Source organism: Bacillus sp. PS237, assembly GCF_037963345.1.
Classification (GTDB): Bacteria; Bacillota; Bacilli; order Bacillales; family Bacillaceae; genus Bacillus; species Bacillus subtilis.
This window is the reverse complement of the sequence record NZ_CP150156.1, coordinates 3,739,173-3,762,794: the sequence shown is the minus strand read 5'-3', so window position 1 is coordinate 3,762,794 and position 23,622 is coordinate 3,739,173. Positions and strand designations below refer to the sequence as shown.

The 23,622-nt window shown below is 46.4% G+C and carries 19 protein-coding genes and 1 pseudogene; 16 read left to right on the top strand and 4 right to left on the bottom strand.

The window, feature by feature from the left end; all coding sequences use genetic code 11:
* Window positions 1-303 precede the first annotated feature (303 nt).
* From NST22_RS19535 to fnr, 4 genes are all read left to right on the top strand, one after another.
* Entirely contained in the window at window positions 304-732 is a 429-nt protein-coding gene (locus tag NST22_RS19535; protein WP_003243604.1) for a DUF1934 domain-containing protein, read from the top strand.
* Window positions 729-2,399: an arginine--tRNA ligase gene (argS, locus tag NST22_RS19530; RefSeq protein WP_003227570.1), complete on the top strand. Its 1,671-nt coding sequence runs from the start codon at window positions 729-731 to the stop codon at window positions 2,397-2,399. The genes NST22_RS19535 and argS overlap by 4 nt, the downstream gene beginning before the upstream one ends.
* A 135-nt stretch (window positions 2,400-2,534) precedes the next feature.
* Window positions 2,535-3,722, top strand: a complete 1,188-nt coding sequence (gene narK / locus NST22_RS19525) for a nitrate transporter NarK (RefSeq protein ID WP_010886631.1) — start codon at window positions 2,535-2,537, stop codon at window positions 3,720-3,722.
* 98 nt (window positions 3,723-3,820) lie between these two features.
* The gene (gene fnr, locus NST22_RS19520; protein WP_003243241.1) at window positions 3,821-4,537 is read left to right on the top strand and encodes a fumarate/nitrate reduction transcriptional regulator Fnr; all 717 of its coding nucleotides are present in this window, start codon (window positions 3,821-3,823) and stop codon (window positions 4,535-4,537) included.
* A 31-nt stretch (window positions 4,538-4,568) separates the two neighbouring features.
* Here the strand turns inward: fnr and NST22_RS19515 are convergent, their stop codons facing one another.
* Entirely contained in the window at window positions 4,569-5,288 is a 720-nt protein-coding gene (locus NST22_RS19515; RefSeq protein ID WP_014481214.1) for a YwiC-like family protein, read from the bottom strand.
* Between the two features lie 143 nt (window positions 5,289-5,431).
* Between NST22_RS19515 and arfM the strand changes: the two genes are divergently transcribed.
* From arfM to NST22_RS19470, 9 genes and pseudogenes are all read left to right on the top strand, one after another.
* The gene (arfM, locus tag NST22_RS19510; RefSeq protein WP_003243032.1) at window positions 5,432-5,908 is read left to right on the top strand and encodes a Crp/Fnr family transcriptional regulator ArfM; all 477 of its coding nucleotides are present in this window, start codon (window positions 5,432-5,434) and stop codon (window positions 5,906-5,908) included.
* 195 nt (window positions 5,909-6,103) lie between these two features.
* Complete coding sequence (locus tag NST22_RS19505; RefSeq protein WP_063694948.1) at window positions 6,104-9,790, top strand: nitrate reductase subunit alpha; 3,687 nt, start codon at window positions 6,104-6,106, stop codon at window positions 9,788-9,790.
* A complete protein-coding gene (gene narH, locus NST22_RS19500) occupies window positions 9,780-11,243 on the top strand; it encodes a nitrate reductase subunit beta (protein WP_038427984.1) in 1,464 nt (487 codons plus the stop codon). The genes NST22_RS19505 and narH overlap by 11 nt, the downstream gene beginning before the upstream one ends.
* 25 nt (window positions 11,244-11,268) lie before the next feature.
* Entirely contained in the window at window positions 11,269-11,823 is a 555-nt protein-coding gene (gene narJ, locus NST22_RS19495; protein WP_063694950.1) for a nitrate reductase molybdenum cofactor assembly chaperone, read from the top strand.
* Window positions 11,820-12,491 (top strand): respiratory nitrate reductase subunit gamma, encoded by a 672-nt coding sequence (gene narI, locus NST22_RS19490; protein ID WP_003242665.1) that lies wholly within the window; start codon window positions 11,820-11,822, stop codon window positions 12,489-12,491. The genes narJ and narI overlap by 4 nt, the downstream gene beginning before the upstream one ends.
* A 158-nt stretch (window positions 12,492-12,649) precedes the next feature.
* Window positions 12,650-12,846, top strand: a pseudogene (locus NST22_RS19485) (YitT family protein); the annotation flags it as partial.
* A 130-nt stretch (window positions 12,847-12,976) separates the two neighbouring features.
* Complete coding sequence (gene cls, locus NST22_RS19480) at window positions 12,977-14,479, top strand: cardiolipin synthase (protein WP_003242612.1); 1,503 nt, start codon at window positions 12,977-12,979, stop codon at window positions 14,477-14,479.
* An 88-nt stretch (window positions 14,480-14,567) separates the two neighbouring features.
* Window positions 14,568-16,295 (top strand): ABC transporter ATP-binding protein, encoded by a 1,728-nt coding sequence (locus NST22_RS19475; RefSeq protein WP_339232942.1) that lies wholly within the window; start codon window positions 14,568-14,570, stop codon window positions 16,293-16,295.
* Window positions 16,296-16,304: 9 nt separating this feature from the next.
* Entirely contained in the window at window positions 16,305-16,829 is a 525-nt protein-coding gene (locus NST22_RS19470) for a dihydrofolate reductase family protein (RefSeq protein ID WP_003227595.1), read from the top strand.
* 41 nt (window positions 16,830-16,870) lie between these two features.
* On the opposite strand, the gene NST22_RS19465 is transcribed toward NST22_RS19470, so the two are convergent.
* The 3 genes from NST22_RS19465 to cls (NST22_RS19455) all read right to left on the bottom strand — a co-directional run bounded on the left by NST22_RS19465 (window position 16,871) and on the right by cls (NST22_RS19455) (window position 19,395).
* The gene (locus NST22_RS19465) at window positions 16,871-17,143 is read right to left on the bottom strand and encodes a hypothetical protein (protein ID WP_003227597.1); all 273 of its coding nucleotides are present in this window, start codon (window positions 17,141-17,143) and stop codon (window positions 16,871-16,873) included.
* An 80-nt stretch (window positions 17,144-17,223) separates the two neighbouring features.
* On the bottom strand, window positions 17,224-18,186 hold the full coding sequence (gene uvsE, locus NST22_RS19460) for a UV DNA damage repair endonuclease UvsE (protein ID WP_003227599.1): 963 nt from the start codon (window positions 18,184-18,186) through the stop codon (window positions 17,224-17,226).
* Between the two features lie 12 nt (window positions 18,187-18,198).
* A complete protein-coding gene (gene cls, locus NST22_RS19455) occupies window positions 18,199-19,395 on the bottom strand; it encodes a cardiolipin synthase (RefSeq protein WP_003227602.1) in 1,197 nt (398 codons plus the stop codon).
* A gap of 154 nt (window positions 19,396-19,549) precedes the next feature.
* Between cls (NST22_RS19455) and NST22_RS19450 the strand changes: the two genes are divergently transcribed.
* The 3 genes from NST22_RS19450 (at window position 19,550) to rpoE (ending at window position 23,507) form a co-directional block, all read left to right on the top strand.
* Window positions 19,550-21,667, top strand: a complete 2,118-nt coding sequence (locus NST22_RS19450) for a heterodisulfide reductase-related iron-sulfur binding cluster (RefSeq protein ID WP_003244084.1) — start codon at window positions 19,550-19,552, stop codon at window positions 21,665-21,667.
* On the top strand, window positions 21,664-22,803 hold the full coding sequence (gene acdA, locus NST22_RS19445; RefSeq protein ID WP_003242719.1) for an acyl-CoA dehydrogenase AcdA: 1,140 nt from the start codon (window positions 21,664-21,666) through the stop codon (window positions 22,801-22,803). The genes NST22_RS19450 and acdA overlap by 4 nt, the downstream gene beginning before the upstream one ends.
* Window positions 22,804-22,985: 182 nt before the next feature.
* Window positions 22,986-23,507: a DNA-directed RNA polymerase subunit delta gene (gene rpoE / locus NST22_RS19440; RefSeq protein WP_003243661.1), complete on the top strand. Its 522-nt coding sequence runs from the start codon at window positions 22,986-22,988 to the stop codon at window positions 23,505-23,507.
* Window positions 23,508-23,622 lie beyond the last annotated feature (115 nt).

The window sequence follows — 23,622 nt, the reverse complement described above, 5'->3', positions numbered from 1 at the left end:
CTCCCTTTTTTTGTTTTTCTAGCAGATCTATGTTGTACTTTTATCTTAAAACTATCAAATTACTAATTCAATACATATATTTTGAAAAAAATGTGAAAAGGAAATGATAGATTTCGGAAAAATGTAACATTTCCTAAAGGTAATTAGTGATATGATTTTCTCTTCTATATAAGGAAATGCTTTTTATGAGGTTTATCTTCAAATCTGATGAGCAATGATGGTAAGATAGAAGCAGTTGAAGTTTACAAACCGAATGATTATACTATTCAAGTCAAAGTGGAATGATGAAAAGGACGTGTCAGAATGAAGCAAGAGACACCGATAACACTCCATGTGAAGTCTGTGATCGAGGATGACGGAAACCAAGAAGTCATCGAATTCCGCACCACCGGATTTTACTATGTAAAACAAAATAAAGTGTATCTATCTTATTATGAAGAACACGACTTAGGCAAAGTCAAAACGATTGTGAAAGTAAGCGAAGGCGAAGTCCTGGTCATGAGGTCAGGCGCTGTCAAAATGAATCAGCGTTTCGTAACGGGAGCTTCCACAATTGCTAAATATAAAATGTCATTTGGTGAGCTTGAGCTGAAAACAAGCACAAAATCGATTCAATCTGATCTCGATGAAGAAAAAGGCCGTATCAGCATCGCATATGACATGCATGTCGGAGACGAGCAGGAGCATTTACATAATATGACGATCACGTATGAGGGAGGAACTCACGCATGAACATTGCGGAACAAATGAAGGACGTGCTGAAAGAAGAAATCAAAGCGGCCGTTCTGAAAGCGGGACTGGCTGAAGAAAGCCAGATTCCCAATGTTGTTTTAGAAACACCGAAAGATAAAACACACGGCGACTACTCAACGAATATGGCGATGCAGTTGGCAAGAGTGGCAAAAAAAGCGCCGCGTCAAATCGCTGAAGAGATTGTCGCCCATTTTGATAAAGGGAAGGCTTCGATTGAAAAACTGGATATCGCCGGCCCGGGTTTTATCAATTTCTATATGAACAATCAATATTTAACAAAGCTGATTCCGTCTGTACTGGAAGCAGGGGAAGCATACGGGGAAACGAACATCGGAAACGGTGAACGAGTTCAGGTAGAATTCGTATCAGCGAATCCGACGGGAGACCTTCACCTCGGGCATGCGCGCGGGGCGGCTGTCGGCGATTCCTTGTGCAACGTGCTTTCAAAAGCGGGTTACGATGTAAGCCGCGAATACTACATTAACGATGCGGGAAACCAAATCAACAATCTGGCGCTTTCTGTTGAAGTCCGTTACTTTGAAGCACTCGGATTGGAAAAACCGATGCCGGAGGATGGCTACCGCGGTGAGGATATCATTGCGATCGGAAAGCGTCTCGCTGAGGAATACGGTGATCGTTTCGTTAACGAAGAGGAAAGTGAACGCCTCGCGTTTTTCCGTGAATACGGCCTGAAATACGAGCTGGAAAAGCTTCGCAAGGACTTGGAAAACTTCCGTGTGCCGTTTGATGTGTGGTATTCAGAAACTTCACTGTACCAAAATGGAAAAATCGACAAGGCGCTTGAAGCGCTCCGCGAAAAAGGCCACGTCTATGAAGAAGACGGCGCGACTTGGTTCCGTTCCACGACTTTCGGCGATGATAAAGACCGCGTATTGATCAAGAAGGACGGCACGTACACGTACCTTCTTCCTGATATCGCGTATCATAAGGACAAGCTTGACCGCGGCTTTGATAAGCTGATCAACGTTTGGGGCGCCGATCACCACGGCTACATCCCGCGTATGAAAGCGGCAATCGAAGCGCTGGGCTATGAAAAAGGAACGCTTGAAGTAGAAATCATTCAGCTCGTTCACCTTTACAAAAACGGCGAGAAAATGAAAATGAGCAAACGGACCGGTAAAGCCGTAACGATGCGTGACCTGATTGAAGAAGTCGGCTTGGATGCCGTGCGTTACTTCTTTGCAATGCGAAGTGCAGACACCCATATGGATTTTGACTTAGATCTTGCTGTATCAACATCTAACGAAAACCCTGTGTATTATGCACAATACGCGCATGCCCGTATTTGCAGCATGCTTCGCCAAGGGGAAGAGCAGGGGCTTAAACCGGCGGCAGATCTTGATTTCAGCCATATTCAATCAGAAAAAGAATACGATCTGCTGAAAACGATCGGCGGCTTCCCAGAGGCAGTGGCGGAAGCAGCGGAAAAACGAATTCCGCACCGTGTCACTAACTATATTTATGATCTGGCTTCTGCTCTGCACAGCTTCTACAACGCAGAGAAAGTCATCGACCCTGAAAATGAAGAGAAAAGCCGCGCGCGCCTGGCTTTAATGAAGGCAACGCAAATTACGCTGAACAATGCGCTTCAGCTGATCGGCGTATCGGCTCCGGAAAAAATGTAATCACGATCAAAAGGACAAAGTCTTCGGGCTTTGTCCTTTTTTTATGAGAAAAACGTGTGATGTAATTCACAATCCTGTTTGGCTAGTTTTTGTATGATAAGACTGATTATTGAATCATTGAAAGGGGCAAGCCAAATGATCAACCGTCAACACATTCAATTATCGTTACAGTCATTAAGCTTGGTGGCAGGGTTTATGGTTTGGGTGCTGATTTCATCACTCATTTCCCAAATCACATTAGATATTCATTTAAGCAAGGGTGAGATTTCTTTAGTGACCGCGATTCCTGTGATCCTCGGGTCGCTTCTCCGCATTCCTTTAGGGTATTTAACGAACAGGTTTGGCGCGCGGCTCATGTTTATGGTCAGCTTCATCCTGCTTTTATTTCCTGTATTTTGGATCAGTATCGCGGATTCTCTGTTTGATTTAATCGCAGGCGGCTTTTTCTTAGGGATCGGGGGAGCGGTGTTTTCCATTGGGGTGACCTCCCTCCCGAAATATTATCCGAAAGAAAAGCACGGTGTCGTCAATGGGATTTACGGTGCAGGAAATATCGGGACAGCCGTTACGACATTTGCAGCGCCGGTTATCGCTCAAGCCGTCGGGTGGAAATCAACCGTGCAAATGTATCTGATTTTGCTGGCTGTCTTTGCCTTACTGCACGTATTGTTTGGCGACAGGCATGAGAAGAAGGTCAAAGTTTCTGTTAAGACTCAAATCAAAGCTGTTTACCGAAATCATGTGCTATGGTTTCTGAGCCTGTTTTATTTTATTACGTTCGGTGCCTTTGTCGCCTTCACTATCTATCTGCCGAACTTTCTGGTGGAGCATTTTGGGCTGAATCCTGCAGATGCCGGCTTGCGGACGGCTGGCTTTATTGCGGTTTCTACGCTGCTCAGGCCTGCGGGCGGATTCCTGGCTGATAAAATGAGCCCGCTCCGCATCTTGATGTTTGTTTTTGCCGGGCTTACATTATCAGGCATTATCCTATCGTTCTCGCCGACAATCGGCCTTTATACGTTTGGATCATTAACCGTGGCCGTCTGCTCAGGCATAGGAAACGGAACTGTTTTTAAACTGGTGCCTTTCTATTTTTCGAAGCAAGCGGGGATTGCCAATGGGATTGTGTCTGCCATGGGCGGTTTAGGCGGCTTTTTTCCTCCGCTCATATTGGCGAGTGTATTTCAGGCAACAGGCCAGTACGCGATCGGGTTTATGGCGCTTTCAGAGGTGGCGTTAGCCAGTTTTGTCCTTGTCATATGGATGTATTGGCAGGAAAGAATGAAAACACACACGGAGAGAAACAGCCAGAGCATCAACTAACACTGGGGCATTCACAAGATTGTTAGTTTTTTCTCGATGGGTACAAATCAATTCACGTTACAATAAACACACAACGTGACTTTCTTCGAGGTGAGCTCATGAATTTTCTCTCTGTTCGACCATCTGATAGTGATCTTATATCCAGCGATCTGTATGAATTGCTGGAATCGATCAGCACGAAAAGAAAAATGGAAAAACACACGTATTTGTTTCGGGAAGGAATGGATGCAGAAGAGCTTTATCTGATTCAATCAGGACTCATTGAAATCGGCAAGCTGACATCTGACGGAAAAGACCTGACGCTTAGAATCTGCCAAAAGCATGATATCGTCGGAGAATTAACACTTTTCACTGAAGAACCAAGGTATATGCTCAGTGCAAAAGTACTAGAGGATGGCGAGGTGCTCGTCATTAATAAAAATAAGCTGGAAAAAGAATTAATCCAAAACGGCGCTTTGACATTTGAGTTCATGAAATGGATGAGCACGCACCTCCGGAAGATTCAGTCCAAAATCAGGGATCTGCTTCTTCATGGCAAAAAGGGGGCGCTCTATTCTACCCTTATCCGCTTATCAAACAGCTACGGAGTGGAGCGAAGCGACGGCATTCTGATTAACATTGTCCTGACAAATCAGGATTTGGCAAAGTTTTGCGCGGCTGCACGGGAAAGCGTCAATCGTATGCTCGGAGATCTCCGCAAAAAAGGGGTTATTTCGATAGACGAATCCGGAAAAATTATTTTGCACAAGCGGGACTATTTACGATGTGAGATTGAGTGTGAAAATTGCCCGCTGGAGATTTGCAATATTGACTGAAAAAAACAAGGACAGCGGTGTCCTTGTTTTTTTACCTTGTGATAAACAGGCACATGACGGCAAGAAAGAAGCAGGCATTCACGATTTCAAGAATGCCAATCGTTTTTACGGGCCAATCCCTTCCATGAAAAAACCATGCCCGCAAGCTGCTCGGGATAAAAGCGAGAAACGCCCATCCTGCTCCGAAAAGAGCGGATAAAAAGGGGAGCAGCAGGTGATATCCCCATGACCAGTATGCAAATGCCCTGTTTTTTCTCTCGCGGATCACCGATTTCACATAAAAGGAACTCCCGATAAAAAATAAAGCAGACTGCAAGAAAATAAACCAAGCCCAGCCGTCAAGGGTTCCCATCCCCAGCCAGCAGCTCGCAAACCCGCCCGAACAAAAGAACAAGACACCTGCAACATCATTCAATAAGGCTCGTTCGTTTTTTCTGCGGGCAAAATACATATGTATGAGAAACAGCGGCAGTAAAGAAACGCCCACCCAGATGAGAGGCGGCTTATGAAAGACCGAGATCATCAAAAAGCAGCAGGCGGGAAAACCGTAATAACACATCCACTTTTGATATGGTTTGCTTTGTTTCTTTTTTAAGGCAAGCGTAACGGGATAAACCGCTAAGTATAGGAAAAGCCAACCAAGGAAGAGCGGAATATGCCAAATAACGGGGCCTCCCTTGACCATGCCGAGTAAAAATGGGATCAGCAGCATCGCCCACGCCCCGTGCTGCTTCGGAATCAGCGCCTTCATCGAAATCCTCCTTTTTTCTTTCATTATAAATGCATTCACCCTCCTGATAAGTGACATTCATCATACAGGCTGTGAAATACATCACTGCTGTACAGGCTCAGTCGAGCTACACTAAAGCTATCCTTAGCACAGGAGGTTTTCCTATGAATCAGTGTGACTATTTATTATTTCTGAAACAACTTCCTATGTTTAATGAAGTGCCTCTATCCATTGTCGAAACCTTGCTGAAAAACGGCACGTTTATCCGCGGTTCATGTGATCAGTCTCCATCTTTTCTTCATTCTCAATCTGTTTATATTGTATTAAAAGGCAGTGTCCGTTTTATGGACACAAGGCTCCCTGAAGGGTCGAAAACCGTTGCGCTGTGGGAAAAAGGCGATGTGTTTCCGATTGATGAAAAAGGCGGGCTTTATTTATCGCCCTTTATCTCAGTCAATGCCACTTCAGACATTCTGATTCTCAACATCCCATATTACATATTTAAGAAAATGATGTCTTATCATCCGCAGCTGCAAATGAACTTTTTGGCTATGCTTCAGCAAAATGTTTTTTGTTCCTATCAATTATTTTTGCGGTATCTGCATACATCACAGGATGAAAACGCCGAGCCCGGTTCTTAAATAGAGCCGGTTTTTTTTGATCTTTGAATGAAAGGCAGCTAATGACCCAAGCGTCCTGCCTGAACTCAGCCTTCCTTCTCCTTTGTGTGAACATTTTGTGAAAAAAGCAGAGTGTGTGACATAGTTCACAAGGAAACACGCTGTCTCTGTTTATAGTGAAATTAGCATCACCTGACTCGGAAGGAGTGAACTCTCATGAAGAAAAAGAAAAGGAGTCCGTTGTTTAGGAGATTGAATTATTTCTCTCCTATCGAACACCATTCAAATAAACATAGCCAAACCACCCGCGAAGATCGCGATTGGGAGAATGTATACAGAAACAGATGGCAGTACGACAAAGTCGTTCGCTCCACCCACGGCGTTAACTGTACAGGGTCTTGCAGCTGGAATATTTATGTGAAAAACGGAATTGTCACGTGGGAAGGGCAAAATTTGAATTATCCATCAACAGGCCCGGATATGCCTGATTTTGAACCGAGAGGCTGCCCGCGGGGGGCCAGTTTTTCATGGTATATCTACAGCCCGCTGCGTGTGAAATATCCATACGTGCGCGGTGTACTGATTAATTTATGGCGGGAGGCACTGCAAGAACATCAAAATCCATTGGAAGCCTGGAAATCGATCGTCGAAAATCCTGAAAAAGCGAAGTCCTATAAACAGGCGAGAGGGAAAGGCGGCTTTGTCCGCGCGGAATGGCCGGAAGTGCTGAAGCTGATTTCAGCCTCTCTGCTGTATACAGTGATGAAATACGGGCCTGACCGGAATGTCGGTTTTTCTCCGATCCCGGCGATGTCCATGATCAGCCACGCGTCAGGTTCGCGATTCATGTCTTTAATCGGCGGCCCAATGCTCAGTTTTTATGACTGGTATGCGGATCTCCCGCCGGCGTCCCCGCAAATTTGGGGCGACCAGACGGACGTTCCGGAAAGCAGTGATTGGTACAATTCAGGCTATATCATCACATGGGGCTCCAACGTTCCGCTAACGAGAACGCCTGATGCGCATTTTTTGGCGGAGGCCCGCTATAAAGGCGCCAAGGTGATTTCAATCAGTCCCGATTTTGCGGAGTCCTCAAAGTTCGCGGATGACTGGCTCAGTATCCGCCAAGGGACTGACGGTGCGCTTGCGATGGCAATGGGTCACGTCATTCTGCAGGAATTTTACGTGAATCAAGAGACGGAACGTTTCATGGAATACGCGAAGCAATACACGGATTTTCCATTCCTCGTCACCTTATCAAAAGAAAATGGCGTATACACAGCGGGCCGGTTTCTGCATGCGAAGGACATCGGGCGGCAGACAAAGCATGATCAGTGGAAGCCCGCGGTCTGGAATGAACAGACAGGCGCATTTGCCATACCGCAGGGGACAATGGGTTCCCGCTGGGACGGGAAGCAGAAATGGAACCTGCATATGATTGATGAAGAAACAGGAGAAGCGATTGAACCCCGTCTTTCTGTGCTCGGAATAGAGGATGAAATCGGCACGGTGCGCATCCCGTATTTTTCAAATGACGGAAACAAAGTGCTCGAGCGGGATCTTCCTATTAAAAAAATGAACCTGAACAGTGAAGAAACGTACATCACGACCGTGTTTGACTTGATACTGGCTAACTACGGCGTGAACCGGGGTATCGGCGAACGATCGGCTGTCTCCTATGATGATCCTGAGCCGTTTACGCCTGCCTGGCAGGAACAAATGACAGGAATCAAAAAAGAAGCTGTCGTTAAGATTGCCAGAGAGTTTGCCCAAAATGCGATCGATACAGACGGCCGGTCCATGATTATCGTAGGGGCCGGCATTAACCACTGGTTCAACTCCGACACGATCTACCGAGCGGTGTTAAATCTTGTTTTACTTGTAGGCGCCCAAGGCGTAAACGGCGGAGGCTGGGCCCATTACGTGGGGCAGGAAAAGCTCCGACCTGCTGAAGGGTGGCAGACGATTGCAACTGCAAAGGACTGGGAGGGCGTGCCTAAGCTGCAAAACGGCACCTCATTTTTCTACTTTGCGACAGATCAGTGGCGTTATGAGGACCAGCCGATCAGTGATTTGGCATCACCGATTGCTGCGTCATCCCGCTACAAGCACCACGCTGATTACAATGTGCTGGCCGCGCGGCTGGGGTGGCTTCCGTCTTACCCGACTTTCAATCAAAATGGCATCGATCTGTATAAAGAAGCTGAAAAAGCAGGGGCAGCAACACCTGAAGACGTTGGTGCGTACGTGGCCTCACAGCTCCAAGAGAAAAAACTGAAATTCGCGATTGAAGATCCTGATAATGAAGTGAATTTTCCAAGAAATCTCTTCGTATGGCGGGCAAATCTGATCTCAAGCTCAGGAAAAGGGCATGAATATTTTCTCAAGCATTTGCTGGGGACGACGAACGGTTTAATGAATGACGATAGCGACAGCATCCGCCCTGAAGAAATCAAATGGCGGGAGCAGGCGCCGGAAGGAAAGCTCGACTTGTTAATCAATCTTGACTTCCGAATGGCCGGTACGGCGCTGTATTCCGATATCGTGCTGCCGGCGGCGACATGGTATGAAAAACACGATCTCAGCAGCACAGATATGCACCCGTTCATTCATCCATTTGCTCCGGCGATCTCGGCTCCGTGGGAATCGAAGTCAGACTGGGATATTTTCAAGGCGCTGTCAAAAGCCGTTTCCGATCTGGCAGAAGAAGTCGATATGGAGCCCGTGAAAGAAGTGGTTGCGACACCGCTCCTCCACGACACCATGCAGGAATTGGCCCAGCCATTCGGCAAAATCAATGACTGGAGCAAAGGCGAATGTGAAGCCATTCCGGGAAAAACGATGCCGAACATCCAAGTCGTTGAACGGGATTACAAACACATTTTTCATAAAATGACTGCACTTGGTCCGAACGTTGCTTTAAAGCCGAGCGGAACAAAAGGGATGAGCTGGTCAATAGCCGATGAATATGAATCACTCAAACAGAGATTGGGAGAAATCACCTCGGACAGTGTCGCAAAGGGATGTCCGAATATAAGTGAAGCAAAGCAGGCAGCAGAAGCGATTTTAACCCTATCATCCACTTCGAATGGAAAGGTCGCCGTCAAAGCATGGGAATCACTTGAAAACATCACGAACCTGAAGCTGAAAGACCTGGCGGAAGAACGCGAGGAAGAATGCTTTACGTTCGAACAAATTACAGCCCAGCCGAAAACGGTGATCACGTCTCCGGCGTTTTCCGGCTCTGAAAAAGGAGGGCGCAGGTATTCGCCGTTTACAACAAATGTTGAAAAATTAATTCCGTGGCGGACGCTGACAGGCAGACAATCCTATTATGTCGATCATGAACTGATGATGGAATTCGGTGAAACGATGGCGACATTCAAACCGATCCTCCAGCATCGCCCGTTTCTGAGCAAGCGGCCTGATCAAGAGGGAAAAGAAATCGTCCTCAATTATTTGACGCCGCATAATAAATGGTCTGTCCACAGCATGTATTTTGATTCTCTGCCGATGCTGACGCTGTTCCGCGGCGGGCCGACCGTGTGGATGAATAAAGATGATGCAGAGGACACGGATATCAAAGACAACGATTGGATTGAATGCTTTAACCGAAACGGTGTTGTCGTCGCGAGAGCCGTTTTGTCTCATCGGATTCCTAAAGGAATGGCGTTTATGCACCATGCCCAGGACCGCCACATCAACGTGCCAGGCACAAAGCTAACGAATAACCGCGGAGGCACCCATAACAGCCCGACAAGGATTCACGTCAAGCCGACCCAGATGATCGGGGGCTATGCCCAGCTCAGCTACGGCTTTAATTATTACGGTCCAACGGGGAATCAGCGCGACCTGAACGTCGTCATCCGCAAGCTGAAGGAGGTCGATTGGCTTGAAGATTAAAGCGCAAATCGGTATGGTCATGAACTTGGATAAATGCATCGGCTGCCACACGTGCAGCGTCACCTGCAAAAACACGTGGACAAACCGTTCCGGTGCGGAATATATGTACTTCAATAATGTAGAAACAAAGCCGGGCATCGGCTACCCGAAGCAATGGGAGGACCAGGATAAATATAAAGGCGGCTGGACATTGAAAAAAGGAAAGCTCGAGCTGAAATCGGGCTCGAAAACCAATCGGCTTGCAGGCCTTTTCTATAATCCGAATCAGCCGTCGATTGATGATTACTATGAGCCCTGGAACTATGATTATGAAACATTAACGAACAGCCCGCAGAAAAAACACCAGCCAGTAGCACGCCCGAAATCGTCCTTGACGGGGGATTTCATGAATATCGAATGGGGTCCGAACTGGGAGGATGATCTCGCGGGCGGCCACATAACGGGACTTGAAGATCCCAATGTACAAAAGATGGAGGAATCGATCAAAACAGAATTCGATGAGGTTTTTATGATGTATTTGCCCCGTATTTGCGAGCACTGCATCAACCCGGCGTGCGTCTCCTCCTGTCCATCCGGCGCCATGTACAAACGCGAGGAGGACGGCATTGTGCTTGTGGATCAAAATGCATGCCGTTCATGGAGATATTGCGTCTCATCCTGTCCTTATAAAAAAGTCTATTTTAACTGGCAAACGAACAAAGCGGAAAAATGCACACTCTGCTTTCCGCGTTTGGAGGCGGGACTGCCAACCATCTGCTCTGAGACGTGTGTTGGCAGAATCCGCTACCTCGGCGTCATGCTGTATGACGCGGACAAAGTGGAGGAAGCGGCATCTGTTGAAAATGAAAAGGATCTCTACCATTCACAATTGGACATTTTTCTTGATCCAAATGATCCTGAGGTTGCCAAGCTGGCAAAAGAACAAGGCATTCCGGCTGAATGGATAGAGGCTGCGCAGCAATCGCCGATCTATAAAATGATCATTGACTGGAAGATTGCGCTGCCGCTTCATCCAGAGTACCGCACGCTGCCAATGGTGTGGTACATTCCACCGCTCAGTCCGATTATGAATCTCTTTGAAGGAAAAGGCAGCCGGCAATCCGCAGAAGATATTTTTCCGGCTATCGACCAAATGAGAATCCCGATAGATTATTTGGCGCAGCTGTTAACAGCCGGTGATACGGATCATATTCGGTCAACGTTAAAGAAAATGTCTGTCATGCGCCAGTATATGAGAGCGATCCAGACGAATAAATCAATCGACCCGGAACTAATCTCCAGTGTCGGCTTAACAGAACAGCAAATTGAAGATATGTATCGGCTGCTTGCGATTGCCAAATATGATGACCGCTTTGTGATACCGAGCAGTCATCGAGAAGAAGTTTCAGATTTATATGCTGAACAAGGGAGCTGCGGCTTATCATTTTCAGGCGGCCCCGGCTCCTGTTTCTAACTTTTGATAAATGAGGTGTAACAAGATGAACACCACAGACCGGCAAATTACGTTCTCCGCTCTTTCCACTCTTCTCTCTTATCCGGATGAAGAGTGGAGAGCCGAGATTCCCGATTGGAAGGCTCTTATCCATGAAATCAGCAACCGGCAAATCCGGGAGAAGCTGCTGCACTTTTTCGAGGCGTCAGCCAGCTTTTCACCGGAAGCTCTGATTGAACACTATGTCTATACATTCGACTTTGGGAAAAAAACAAATATGTATGTCACCTACTTTAACTCGGGCGAGCAAAGGGAACGCGGCGTTGAATTGCTGCATTTAAAAAACACATACGAGCAATCCGGTTTCCTGCCGACAGAGAAAGAGCTGCCTGATTATCTGCCGCTGATGCTGGAATTTGCTGCGGCTGCAGAAATTGAAGCAGCGAGAAGCGTGTTTGAGAAATATCTGTCCAATGTGAGGGAGCTGGCATCCCGTCTCGAAAAAAATGACAGTATATACGCTGAACTGCTGCACGTGCTGCTGGCCGCGCTTGAAAACATCGGCGTAGGTGAAAGCGTTGAAGGGGCTGTTCAGGCATGAGCGGGCAGATCCTCTGGGGTATTATGCCATACATTGTATTGACAATCTTTATCGGCGGCCATATTTACCGCTACCAGCATGACCAATTTGGCTGGACGGCGAAATCAAGCGAGCTGTTAGAAAAGAAAAAACTTGCGGCTGGCAGCACACTTTTTCACTGGGGACTGCTGTGCGTTGTCGGCGGGCATGTCATGGGGATTCTGATCCCAGAAGGCGTGTATGCTTCCCTTGGCATTTCAGAGCATATGTATCACAAAATGGCGATTGGCGCTGGCTTGCCGGCGGGCATTGCGGCATGTACCGGACTTGTCATCCTGACGTACAGAAGGCTGTTTGACAAAAGAATCCGCAAAACGAGCTCGCCATCCGATATCCTTACGCTCCTCCTGCTGCTGTTCATGATGCTGTCAGGCGTTGCGGCCACGTTTCTCAACATTGATTCGAAAGGATTTGATTACCGGACCACAGTCGGGCCCTGGTTCAGGGAAATCGTTTTGTTCAGGCCTGACGCCTCTTTGATGGAGAGTGTCCCGCTATGGTTTAAGTTTCATATTGTGATAGGATACGTCGTTTTTATCCTGTGGCCGTTTACGAGATTGGTTCATGTGTTCAGTCTGCCGCTCAAGTATCTGACCCGCAGCTACGTTGTATATCGGAAACGCTCGTGAAAATCCCCCTTGCAAGAGGGGGTTTTTTCTGCCAAGGTAATGGCTGGGCTGCCGGGAATCCTGTTATGTTTGTATATGGAAATAACATCAAGGATTTTACTCATTTTAAACCGGCGGAACAGCCAGATTATGATTCAGCCTGACTAACTCCTTATATCTTTCTGATCAATTTCCCGTTTTATATATTTTCTCTCATCAGAATGGGTATCAAATTTACTCTATCCACCGTATTTGCAGTCACAGCGCCGCCTTCTTTTCGGCGCTTGCCGGAGTGCTGAGCGGGTTCAGCTTGCCGCTCATGTTGTCACTCGGCGTTGCCAATAGTCTTGCTTTATTTCTGCAGAAACGATGCGGATGAATTCCGTGACAGTTAGTTTTCTCTAAACCTCTCCTCCTTTGGCGGAGAGGTTTTTTACTTACAAGGTTTATCGATTAGAAAAAAGAGGTAATACAGAGGTAATTGAATCAGATTGGAGAGAATCAGGATGCTGAAAAGGAGACTGGAATTTTTCTTTTTATATATGATGCTCATCGGGGCATATGTCATTTGGTTTTTTCCGGTTTCCAGACTTGAGTTTTACGGAGGATTGCTTTGCTATATAAGCATTATTTTGTTCAGCATCTATTCATTAATTCTTGAAAACCGCACCTCGCAGCACACGCTGCTATGGATCCATATTCTTGTCTTTTTTCCAATCGTCGGCTACGTGTTTTATCTGTTTTCGGGACAGCTTTATGTAAAGGGAAAGCTGTTTAAGACAAAACGAATGTACAACAGGGAAAAGCTCAGGAAGCTGTTTGACAAGGAGGAAACGCCCGAAGTGACAGGGCTGAAGGACAATCAAGAGAGGTTCTTTACATATTCCATCAGGGCTGCCCATATGAATATCAATACGAAAAGCAACATCAAAGTGCTGAAAAACGGCGAAGAAACCTTCCCGGACATTTTCAAAGCAATGAGAAAAGCGGAATCTTACATACATATTGAATACTACATGTTTAAATCAGACATGCTCGGACGCGGCATGATGGATATTATGATGGAGAAAGCGCGCCAGGGTGTCGAGGTGAGGTTTTTATACGATGCGGCAGGAAGCATGAAGCTGGCAAGAAGAGATATTATGAGAATGAAACAAGCGGGGGTGGACATCGTCCCGTTTTCTCCGCTGAAATACGGGTTTTTCAACCAGAAGCTGAATTTCAGAAATCACCGGAAAATCGTGATCATCGATGGGAAAACCGGTTTTGTGGGTGGATTAAATGTCGGGAAGGAATATATCAGCAGAGATCCGTACATCGGATTTTGGAGAGATACACACCTGCGGCTTGAGGGGGAAATTGTGCAAACGCTCCACGCTATCTTTATGCTGGATTGGGAATATGTCTCCAATGAAGTGCTAATTGATCAAGAGGAGTACAATACCCCGGTTCCCGTGGAAGGAGGAGGCATTTATCAAATTGTCGCGACAGGCCCTGACATGAAGGAAAGCATGAGCGACCTTTATTATGAAATGATTTCTTCAGCGCAGAAATCAATATGGATCGCCACGCCCTATTTTGTCCCCAATGAATCCATTCGCACGGCGCTAAAAGCAGCGGCGACAAAGGGGGTAGAGGTAAGGGTTATGGTGCCGGAGAAGAACGACAGCTTTTTGACCCAATACGCGTCGAGGTCCTATTTCCCGGAGCTGCTCCTTGAGGGCATTGAAGTGTACTCCTACCAAAAAGGCTTCATGCATCAAAAAGTCATGATCATTGATGGCGATCTCGCCTCCGTCGGTACCGCGAATATGGACATGCGCAGCTTTCAGCTCAACTTTGAAGTGAATGTGTTCTTCACGGATGCCGAAGCGATCCGAACCCTTGAGGCCCATTTTGAAGAGGATATGCAGGAAAGTGAAAAGCTCAGCCCTGTCGGCTTTTATAAAAGAGGTGTGGCTGACCGGACAAAAGAGTCGTTTGCCCGCCTGTTTTCAGGTGTTCTGTAAGAAAAAAGAAATCTGATCTTTCAAAACAGCCCGTGTATAGTATAATTGAGAAATATTATCAGTTATTTATACATTGGGGGAAGATAGGGTGCTGCGGCAATTTTTTTCATATTATAAACCATATAAAACGTTGTTCTTTCTCGACTTTTTCTCAGCGATCGCGGGAGGTTTAATGGAGCTGAGTTTTCCTTTGATCGTCAATTATTTTATTAATACCTTGCTGCCGGGCAGGGACTGGGGACTGATCATCGCGACCTCAATCGGGTTATTTGCGGTGTACGCGCTCAGCTCGGCTCTTCAGTATATCGTGACCTACTGGGGACACATGCTTGGTATCAATATTGAGACTGATATGAGAAAGTCGCTTTTTGACCATTTGCAAAAGCTCTCGTTCAAATTTTACGACAACAACAAGACGGGAACGCTGATGTCGAAGCTCACGAACGATTTAATGTATATCGGTGAAGTCGCCCATCACGGACCGGAAGACTTATTCATTGCGGTCATGACCATTCTCGGGGCGTTCGGAGTGATGCTGTTTATTAACTGGCAGCTTGCTTTATTAACGTTTATCATTATGCCGATCGTCATTTGGCTAGCGCTTTATTTCAACAAAAAAATGACCAAAGCATTTACCACGCTGAACAAGGATATCGGAGACTTCAGCGCGCGTGTAGAAAATAACATCGGCGGCATCCGGCTTGTGCAGGCGTTCGGAAATGAAGCATTTGAAAAAGAACGCTTCGCCGTCAACAACCAGCGTTTTCGTGTCACAAAGCTTTCTTCCTACAAAATCATGGCGAAAAACGGTTCAATCAGCTATATGCTGACCCGGTTTGTCACGCTGTTTGTCCTTTTGTGCGGGACGTGGTTTGTCATTCGCGGCTCCTTATCGTACGGGGAATTTGTGGCGTTTGTACTCTTGACGAATGTGCTGTTCAGGCCTATTGACAAAATTAATGCCATTATCGAAATGTATCCGAGGGGGATCGCGGGTTTCAAAAGCTATATGGAGCTCATGGAGACAGAGCCGGATATTCAGGACTCACCTGATTCGAAAGATGTTTCCGGCCTGAAGGGCAATATCCGCTATAAACATGTTTCGTTTGGCTATGATGACCATCACAATGTCCTCAATGACATCAACCTATCCATTCAAGCGGGGGAAACGGTGGCGTTCGTCGGTCCGTCAGGTGCTGGGAAATCAACGCTTTGCAGTCTGCTTCCGCGTTTTTATGAAGCATCGGAGGGCGACATTACGATTGACGGCATCAGTATAAAAGACATGACGCTTTCTTCGTTGCGCGGGCAGATTGGCGTCGTGCAGCAGGACGTTTTCTTATTCTCGGGCACGCTTAGAGAAAATATCGCCTACGGCCGACTAGGCGCATCAGAAGAAGACATTTGGCAAGCTGTGAAGCAGGCGCATCTGGAAGAGCTCGTCCATAACATGCCCGATGGGTTGGATACTATGATTGGCGAACGCGGCGTGAAGCTTTCCGGCGGGCAAAAACAGCGTCTGTCAATTGCAAGGATGTTCTTGAAAAATCCGTCGATCTTGATTCTCGACGAAGCCACCTCAGCCCTTGATACAGAGACGGAAGCGGCGATCCAAAAGGCGCTTCAAGAGTTGTCTGAGGGGCGCACGACGCTTGTCATCGCCCACAGGCTGGCAACAATCAAAGACGCGGACAGAATTGTAGTCGTCACAAACAACGGTATTGAAGAACAAGGCCGTCATCAAGACCTGATCGAAGCCGGAGGCCTATACAGCAGGCTGCATCAAGCGCAATTCGGGCAAATGGTGCATCGATAGGAGGAGAACATGGAAAGAAAAACTGTGCTGTACATTGCTGTTTCATTGGACGGGATGATCGCAAAAGAAGATGGAAGCATCGATTGGCTGGATGAATTTGAAGGTGAAGGTGACAACGGCTACAGTGATTTTTATCAGACTGTTGATACAGTCATTTTAGGGCGGAGCACATATGAGCACGTTAAAGTGCTAACACCGGTTTTCCCGTATCAGGATAAAACCTGCTATGTTTTTACAGGATCGCCCGACAGTTATCAAGATGAACATGTGACGTTTATCAATGAGGGAGCCAGAGCCTTCACTGCCCGTTTGAAACAGGAAAAAGGCTCAAACATCTGGATAGCTGGCGGGGCAGAGCTTGTGAATGACTTTATGAAAGAAGATGCCATCGACGAATTCATCATCACTGTTATTCCCGTCGTTTTAGGAAGCGGCATCCCGCTGTTTCACGAACTAACAAATGAAACAAAACTGCGGTTAAAAGGGACAAAACAATTTGGACAAGCGGTTCAGCTCCATTATGTAAGAGCATAAGAAAAAGGATAGACAGATGTCTATCCTTTTTTGTATGTAAGTTAGAGCGCTTCTCTCTCAGCAGGCTCGATAAGATTTTGGAATTTTTCAATGAGCTGTGATGCTTTTGTTCCTTCAACTACGATCAGATATTCCTTTTCATTATGAGCCATGCGGAACGTTTCAAGCTCAATTAAGCTTTTGATTTTGCACATCGTTTTCTTTGAATAAATATAAACCTCGTGGCTTCCGGAATGGCACATTTTATAAAGATGAATCAAATTTCTTAAAGTAAAGGCCTGTGCGGCTACTTTCAGAGACTTGATATTTTTCATGATCTTTCTCCTCCATCGATTGTTGTCTTATATAGCCTAAGTTCCCAAAGCTGACAAGTCGTAAACCTATTTTTGCACATTTATGACTTCCATTGCAGCGCACCGCCCCCGATGCGTTTGACACCGCGGATGGAGCTTAATTCATCCATCAAGCGGAGAAGCGCCTTGTCTTTCTGCTTTGCTTCAATCATGAAATCAATATTAGTTCCCCATTGCCTAAAGCGTTCCAACAGTGGCAGCAAAAAGTTGGCGTCAACATAATCGGCGTGGCTGCGTATCGCTTGCTCCGATTTTGGGGAAGACAAGTGAACCTTTGGCTGAAGGCCGATCCGCTCCCACGTTTTGATCATGCGGGGCAGTGCTACATTCAGGTCGGCGTGATCGTCTGGATTGGCGTAAAAATGATGAAAGTCAAAGACAAACGGAACATCCTCCTGCTCACAGACCTGAAGCGTTTCTTCCGTTGTATATGTTTTATCATCATTTTCAAGTGTCATCCGCTCTTTGATCTCCTGCGGCAGCTGTTTTATATTTTGATGAAATTGTGCAGTGGCGGTGTCTTTATTTCCGTAAGCGCCGCCAATATGAATGTTGATAACGGAGCGATCAGCAATGCCCATGGCCTCAAGCATGCGGTAGTGATACGCCATATCTGTTACCGCATTTTTTGTGACGGATTCCTTCGGGCTCGTAAACAGAGTGAATTGATTTGGATGAAAGCTTGTTCGCAGTTGATGGGTTTTAACAAGCTCTCCAATCTCCCGAAACTCTTTTTGAAACGGTGTTACAAAATCCCACATCACGTCGGGATGCGTAGCCAGCGGCACAATCGAACTGGAAAAACGGTACAAAGGAATGCCGTGGCCGATGATATAGTGAAGGGTTCTCATCGTATTGCGCAAATTGGCTTTTGTCACAGTCAGAAGCGCTTCTTTTCTTTCAGTCTTTGAAAGCTTTGAATAACGCGCGAATGTCAATGTTTTAGCGGGAGACGCATCCCAAAGGCTCATCGCATTTGAAACGAACCCGAATCTGAAAATCATAGGAACTCTCCTTTATAAGAAATAAGATAATGCCCTGCCGAGCCATTCCGCCGGGCGCTGCCTGAATGTGCGCTTGCTGAAATCCTCCATCGTCAGCAGCTCCGACTTTTTCATATCCTCCTCAATTGTGGCATAGACTTCACTTGTAAACGCTTCGTCATCAATTTCAACATTCACCTCTTCATTTAAGAACAGGCTCCGTTTATCGAAGTTGGCTGTTCCGATAATGCTGAGATGGTCGTCTATGATGAGGGCTTTTACATGATAAAACCCTTGATAATAACGATAAATAAGACAGCCGGCATCCAAGAGCTCCGAATAATACGTAAAAGCCGCTTCTCGTACCAGCGGATGGTCTGATTTCATCGGTACAATGATTCTCACGGATACGCCGTTTTTTCTTGCGTTAATAAGGGCCTCTTGAAGCGGTTTTGATGGAATGTAATAAGGCGTGCAAACCGTAAGGCGATTCTTCGCTTGGGCAATGTTGGCCAAGTATATGTTTTCAAGGGAATAACCGTCGGTCGCATAGATCTTGTGAGAAATAGTCCCTTGCTGAAGCTTTGGCCAAACATCCGAACCCAGTTCGATTCCGGTATTTCGTTTTAGATCAGAAGCAAAAAGCGTTTGAAGATCATGTACGCCTTCTCCGATCATGCGCAGATGATAATCCTCCCAATTGCCGAACTTCGCCTTCTTTCCAAGATATTCTTCGGCGATATTAAACCCGCCGATATAACCGATTTTTCCGTCTATCACCGTAATCTTCCGGTGATTCCGTTTTTGCATGTGAAAAAAGAAAAAAGGAAAACGGGGACGATTCATCACATGGACATGGACGCCGGCATTTTTCATCGTCTGAAGCGCCGTTTTTTTAATTGCCCGGCAGCCCGCCCAATCCAGAAGCAAATAAACGGATACGCCAGCTTGGGCTTTTGTTTTCAGCAAGGTATACATATTGTGGCTGACCTCATCATTTTTCATAATAAAAAACATCATGTGAACAGAAGAGGCGGCCTGGCGAATATCATTCATCATCCGCTCAACGAGATCAGCGCCGCAGTGGATCAATTCGATGTCACTCTTCTTTTTTGAAAAAACAGGCTCGTACGCCTTTTTTCTGTATCCGGCACGGCCCATGAAGATATCAAGCAGAATCAAGGCAAAGAAAATAACGACAATGATCATAATCACGATAAATACCTTCATACCGGCACTCCTTTCCGTAGTAAAGGTAGTGTGCCCGAACAGCAGGAATTTAATTATTGACTGAACACTCATTCATTATTTATCATAAAGATAATCTTATACAGATTCGGGGGTAGGGGATCGCGGTCTTTATCAGTAAAAAGGGGGAATTGGAATGAGCGGCTTTCTCATCGCAAATGCATTATTATTTCTGATTGTAACCGCTTACGCTGTCTATTTGTTTGTTTACTTGGTCAAAACGAGACTGGCCTACATCAAGCTCGGCCAGAAAGAACAATTTGATCAACGGTTCAAGGAACGGCTTCACGCCATATGGGTGAATGTATTCGGACAGAAAAAACTGCTCAAGGACAAGAAAAGCGGAATCATTCACGTCATGTTTTTCTACGGATTTATATTGGTTCAGTTCGGAGCAATTGACTTTATCATCAAAGGACTGGCTCCCGGCCGGAATCTGTCGCTTGGCCCGGTCTATCCCGCCTTCACCTTTTTTCAGGAAATTGTTACGTTTCTCATTTTAATTGCTGTTGGGTGGGCATTCTACAGACGTTATATCGAAAAGCTCGTGAGGCTGAAACGCGGTTTCAAAGCCGGACTCGTTCTCATTTTTATCGGAGGATTAATGCTGACCGTTCTGCTTGGGAACGGGATGAATCTGATTTGGCATGAGCATGGGCTTTCTTGGAGCGAGCCAATTGCCTCAGGTATTGCGTTTATGCTTAGCGGTGTCGGGAAAACAGGCGCGGCGGTGATTTTCTATATCGCATGGTGGATCCATCTCCTATTCTTGCTTAGCTTTTTAGTGTACGTGCCTCAGTCAAAGCATGCCCATTTAATCGCCGGCCCGGCAAACGTCTTTTTCAATCGAATGGAATCTGCCGGAAAACTTGAAAAAATTGATTTTACCGACGAAACGAAAGAAAGCTACGGAGCGGGAAAAATTGAGGATTTCAGACAGTCTCAGCTGCTTGATCTATACGCGTGTGTCGAGTGCGGCCGCTGTACCAATATGTGTCCTGCAACAGGCACCGGAAAAATGCTTTCTCCGATGGACTTGATTTTGCGTCTCAGAGACCATCTCACGGAAAAAGGCGCTGCCGTCACCTCGCGCTCCCCATGGGTGCCCGCAGCAGCGTTTCGGCATACGAGAGGCAATCAGCTGGCTGCGGCGTCAGCGGGCAGCGGATCGCAGGAAGCCGCAGCGGCGCTTGATTACAATCCAAGCTTGATCGGCGACGTCATCACAGAGGAAGAAATTTGGGCATGCACCACTTGCCGGAACTGTGAGGATCAATGCCCGGTCATGAATGAGCACGTGGATAAAATCATCGACCTCCGCCGCTACCTCGTACTGACAGAAGGAAAAATGGACAGTGACGCCCAGCGCGCAATGACAAGTATTGAGCGGCAAGGGAATCCGTGGGGACTCAACCGCAAGGAACGTGAAAATTGGCGTGACGAGGCGCCGGATGCTGAGATTCCGACTGTAAAAGAAATGAAAAAAGAAGGAAAAGAATTTGAGTACCTTTTCTGGGTAGGCTCCATGGGGTCTTACGACAACAGAAGCCAGAAAATCGCAATTTCCTTTGCCAAGCTGCTCAATCACGCGGGCGTGTCCTTCGCGATTCTCGGCAATAAAGAAAAAAATTCAGGAGACACGCCGCGCCGCCTCGGAAATGAATTTTTGTTCCAAGAGCTGGCTGAGAAGAATATTTCTGAATTTGAAAAAAATGATGTCAAAAAAATCGTTACGATCGATCCCCATGCATACAATTTATTTAAAAACGAATATCCGGATTTCGGATTTGAAGGCGAGGTTTATCATCATACAGAAGTGCTGGCCGAGCTTGTGAAAAACGGAAAATTAAGACCGCAGCACCCGCTTCATGAGACGATTACCTTCCATGATTCGTGCTATTTGGGCCGGTACAATGAAGTCTATGATCCGCCGAGAGAGATTTTGAAAGCCATTCCGGGCGTGCAGCTTGTTGAAATGGAGAGAAGCCGGGAAACCGGCATGTGCTGCGGAGCCGGCGGGGGATTAATGTGGATGGAGGAAGAAACAGGCAACAGGATTAACGTCGCCAGGACAGAGCAAGCGCTCGCAGTCAACCCATCGGTGATCAGTTCTGGCTGTCCGTATTGTCTCACGATGCTTGGGGACGGCACAAAGGCGAAGGAAGCCGAAGACCAAGTCAAAACGTACGACGTCGTCGAGCTTCTGGCTCAATCCGTTTTAGGCGCTGATCTGAAAATGGGGGAGAAGCAATGAATTTTTCATTATCAGAAGAACATGAGATGATACGAAAATTGGTGCGCGATTTTGCGAAGCATGAGGTGGCCCCGACAGCGGCTGAACGGGACGAACAAGAACGCTTCGATCGCGAGCTGTTTCGGGAAATGGCAAATCTGGGCCTGACGGGAATTCCATGGCCTGAAGATTACGGCGGAATTGGAAGTGACTATTTAGCCTACGTCATCGCGGTGGAAGAGCTGTCAAAAGTGTGCGCCTCCACCGGTGTGACGCTTTCCGCCCATATCTCTCTTTGCAGCTGGCCGCTGTTTGCCTTTGGGACAGAGGAACAGAAGACAGAGTACTTAACACAGCTGGCTCTCGGAGAGAAAATCGGCGCATTCGCTTTGACCGAAGCAGGGTCTGGCTCTGACGCCGGCAGCATGAAAACAACTGCTGAACGAATCGGCGATGACTATGTGTTAAATGGTTCCAAAGTGTTTATCACAAACGGCGGCGTTGCTGATATTTACATTGTTTTTGCCGTCACCGATCCCGAGAAAAAGAAAAAAGGCGTTACCGCTTTTATAGTAGAAAAGGATTTTGAAGGATTTTTTACAGGCAAGAAAGAAAAGAAGCTGGGCATCCGTTCTTCACCGACAACGGAAATCATGTTCGAAGATTGTGTAGTGCCCGCATCAAAGCGTCTCGGAGAAGAAGGAGAAGGCTTCAAAATCGCGATGAAGACGCTTGACGGAGGCAGAAACGGCATAGCTGCACAAGCTGTAGGCATCGCCCAAGGAGCGCTTGATGCGGCGCTTCAATATGCAAAAGAGCGAAAGCAATTCGGAAAATCGATCGCCGAGCAGCAGGGCATCGCTTTTAAACTCGCGGATATGGCGACAATGATAGAAGCTTCAAGGCTACTGACCTATCAGGCTGCATGGTTAGAATCATCGGGCCTTCCATATGGAAAAGCTTCCGCCATGTCCAAACTGATGGCTGGGGATACGGCGATGAAGGTAACGACCGAAGCCGTGCAGATTTTCGGCGGCTACGGCTATACAAAAGATTATCCGGTAGAACGCTATATGCGTGATGCAAAAATCACGCAAATCTATGAAGGCACTCAAGAAATTCAAAGACTGGTCATCTCCAGAATGCTCGCGGATTAACGGAAAACATCTCTCAGTCGGATCACTCTTGTAAAATTATTTAAATTAACGCTGTTAAGGGTAGCATATTCTGTTTTATTTTGTTTATAATGAGAGGTATGGTTTGTATAAGAACGATACAAAATCGCTTTCATTATTGATAAAACAGATACATATAAGTAATAGAAAGGGAGTGTCCGACCTTGGGTATCAAACAATATTCACAGGAAGAGCTAAAGGAAATGGCTTTAGTTGAAATCGCTCACGAATTATTTGAAGAACATAAAAAACCAGTTCCTTTTCAGGAGCTTTTAAATGAAATCGCATCTTTGCTCGGCGTGAAAAAAGAAGAGCTTGGAGACCGCATTGCTCAATTTTATACAGATTTAAACATTGACGGCCGCTTCCTGGCGCTTTCTGACCAGACGTGGGGGCTTCGCAGCTGGTATCCTTATGATCAGCTTGATGAAGAAACTCAGCCGACAGTCAAGGCGAAAAAGAAAAAAGCGAAGAAAGCAGTCGAAGAAGATCTTGATCTTGACGAGTTTGAAGAGATCGACGAAGACGACCTTGATTTGGATGAAGTTGAGGAAGAACTCGATCTTGAAGCCGACGATTTTGACGAAGAAGATCTTGATGAAGACGACGATGATCTTGAGATCGAAGAAGATATTATTGATGAAGATGATGAAGACTATGATGATGAAGAAGAGGAAATTAAATAGTATCAGATTTCATCTTCAAAACGATCTTGACTTTCATAGTCGAACTATGTAGTATGTATTTTGGGCTCTTCAAAAACGAAGAGAGAACATAGTACGTTATGCTCCCTTTCAAGAA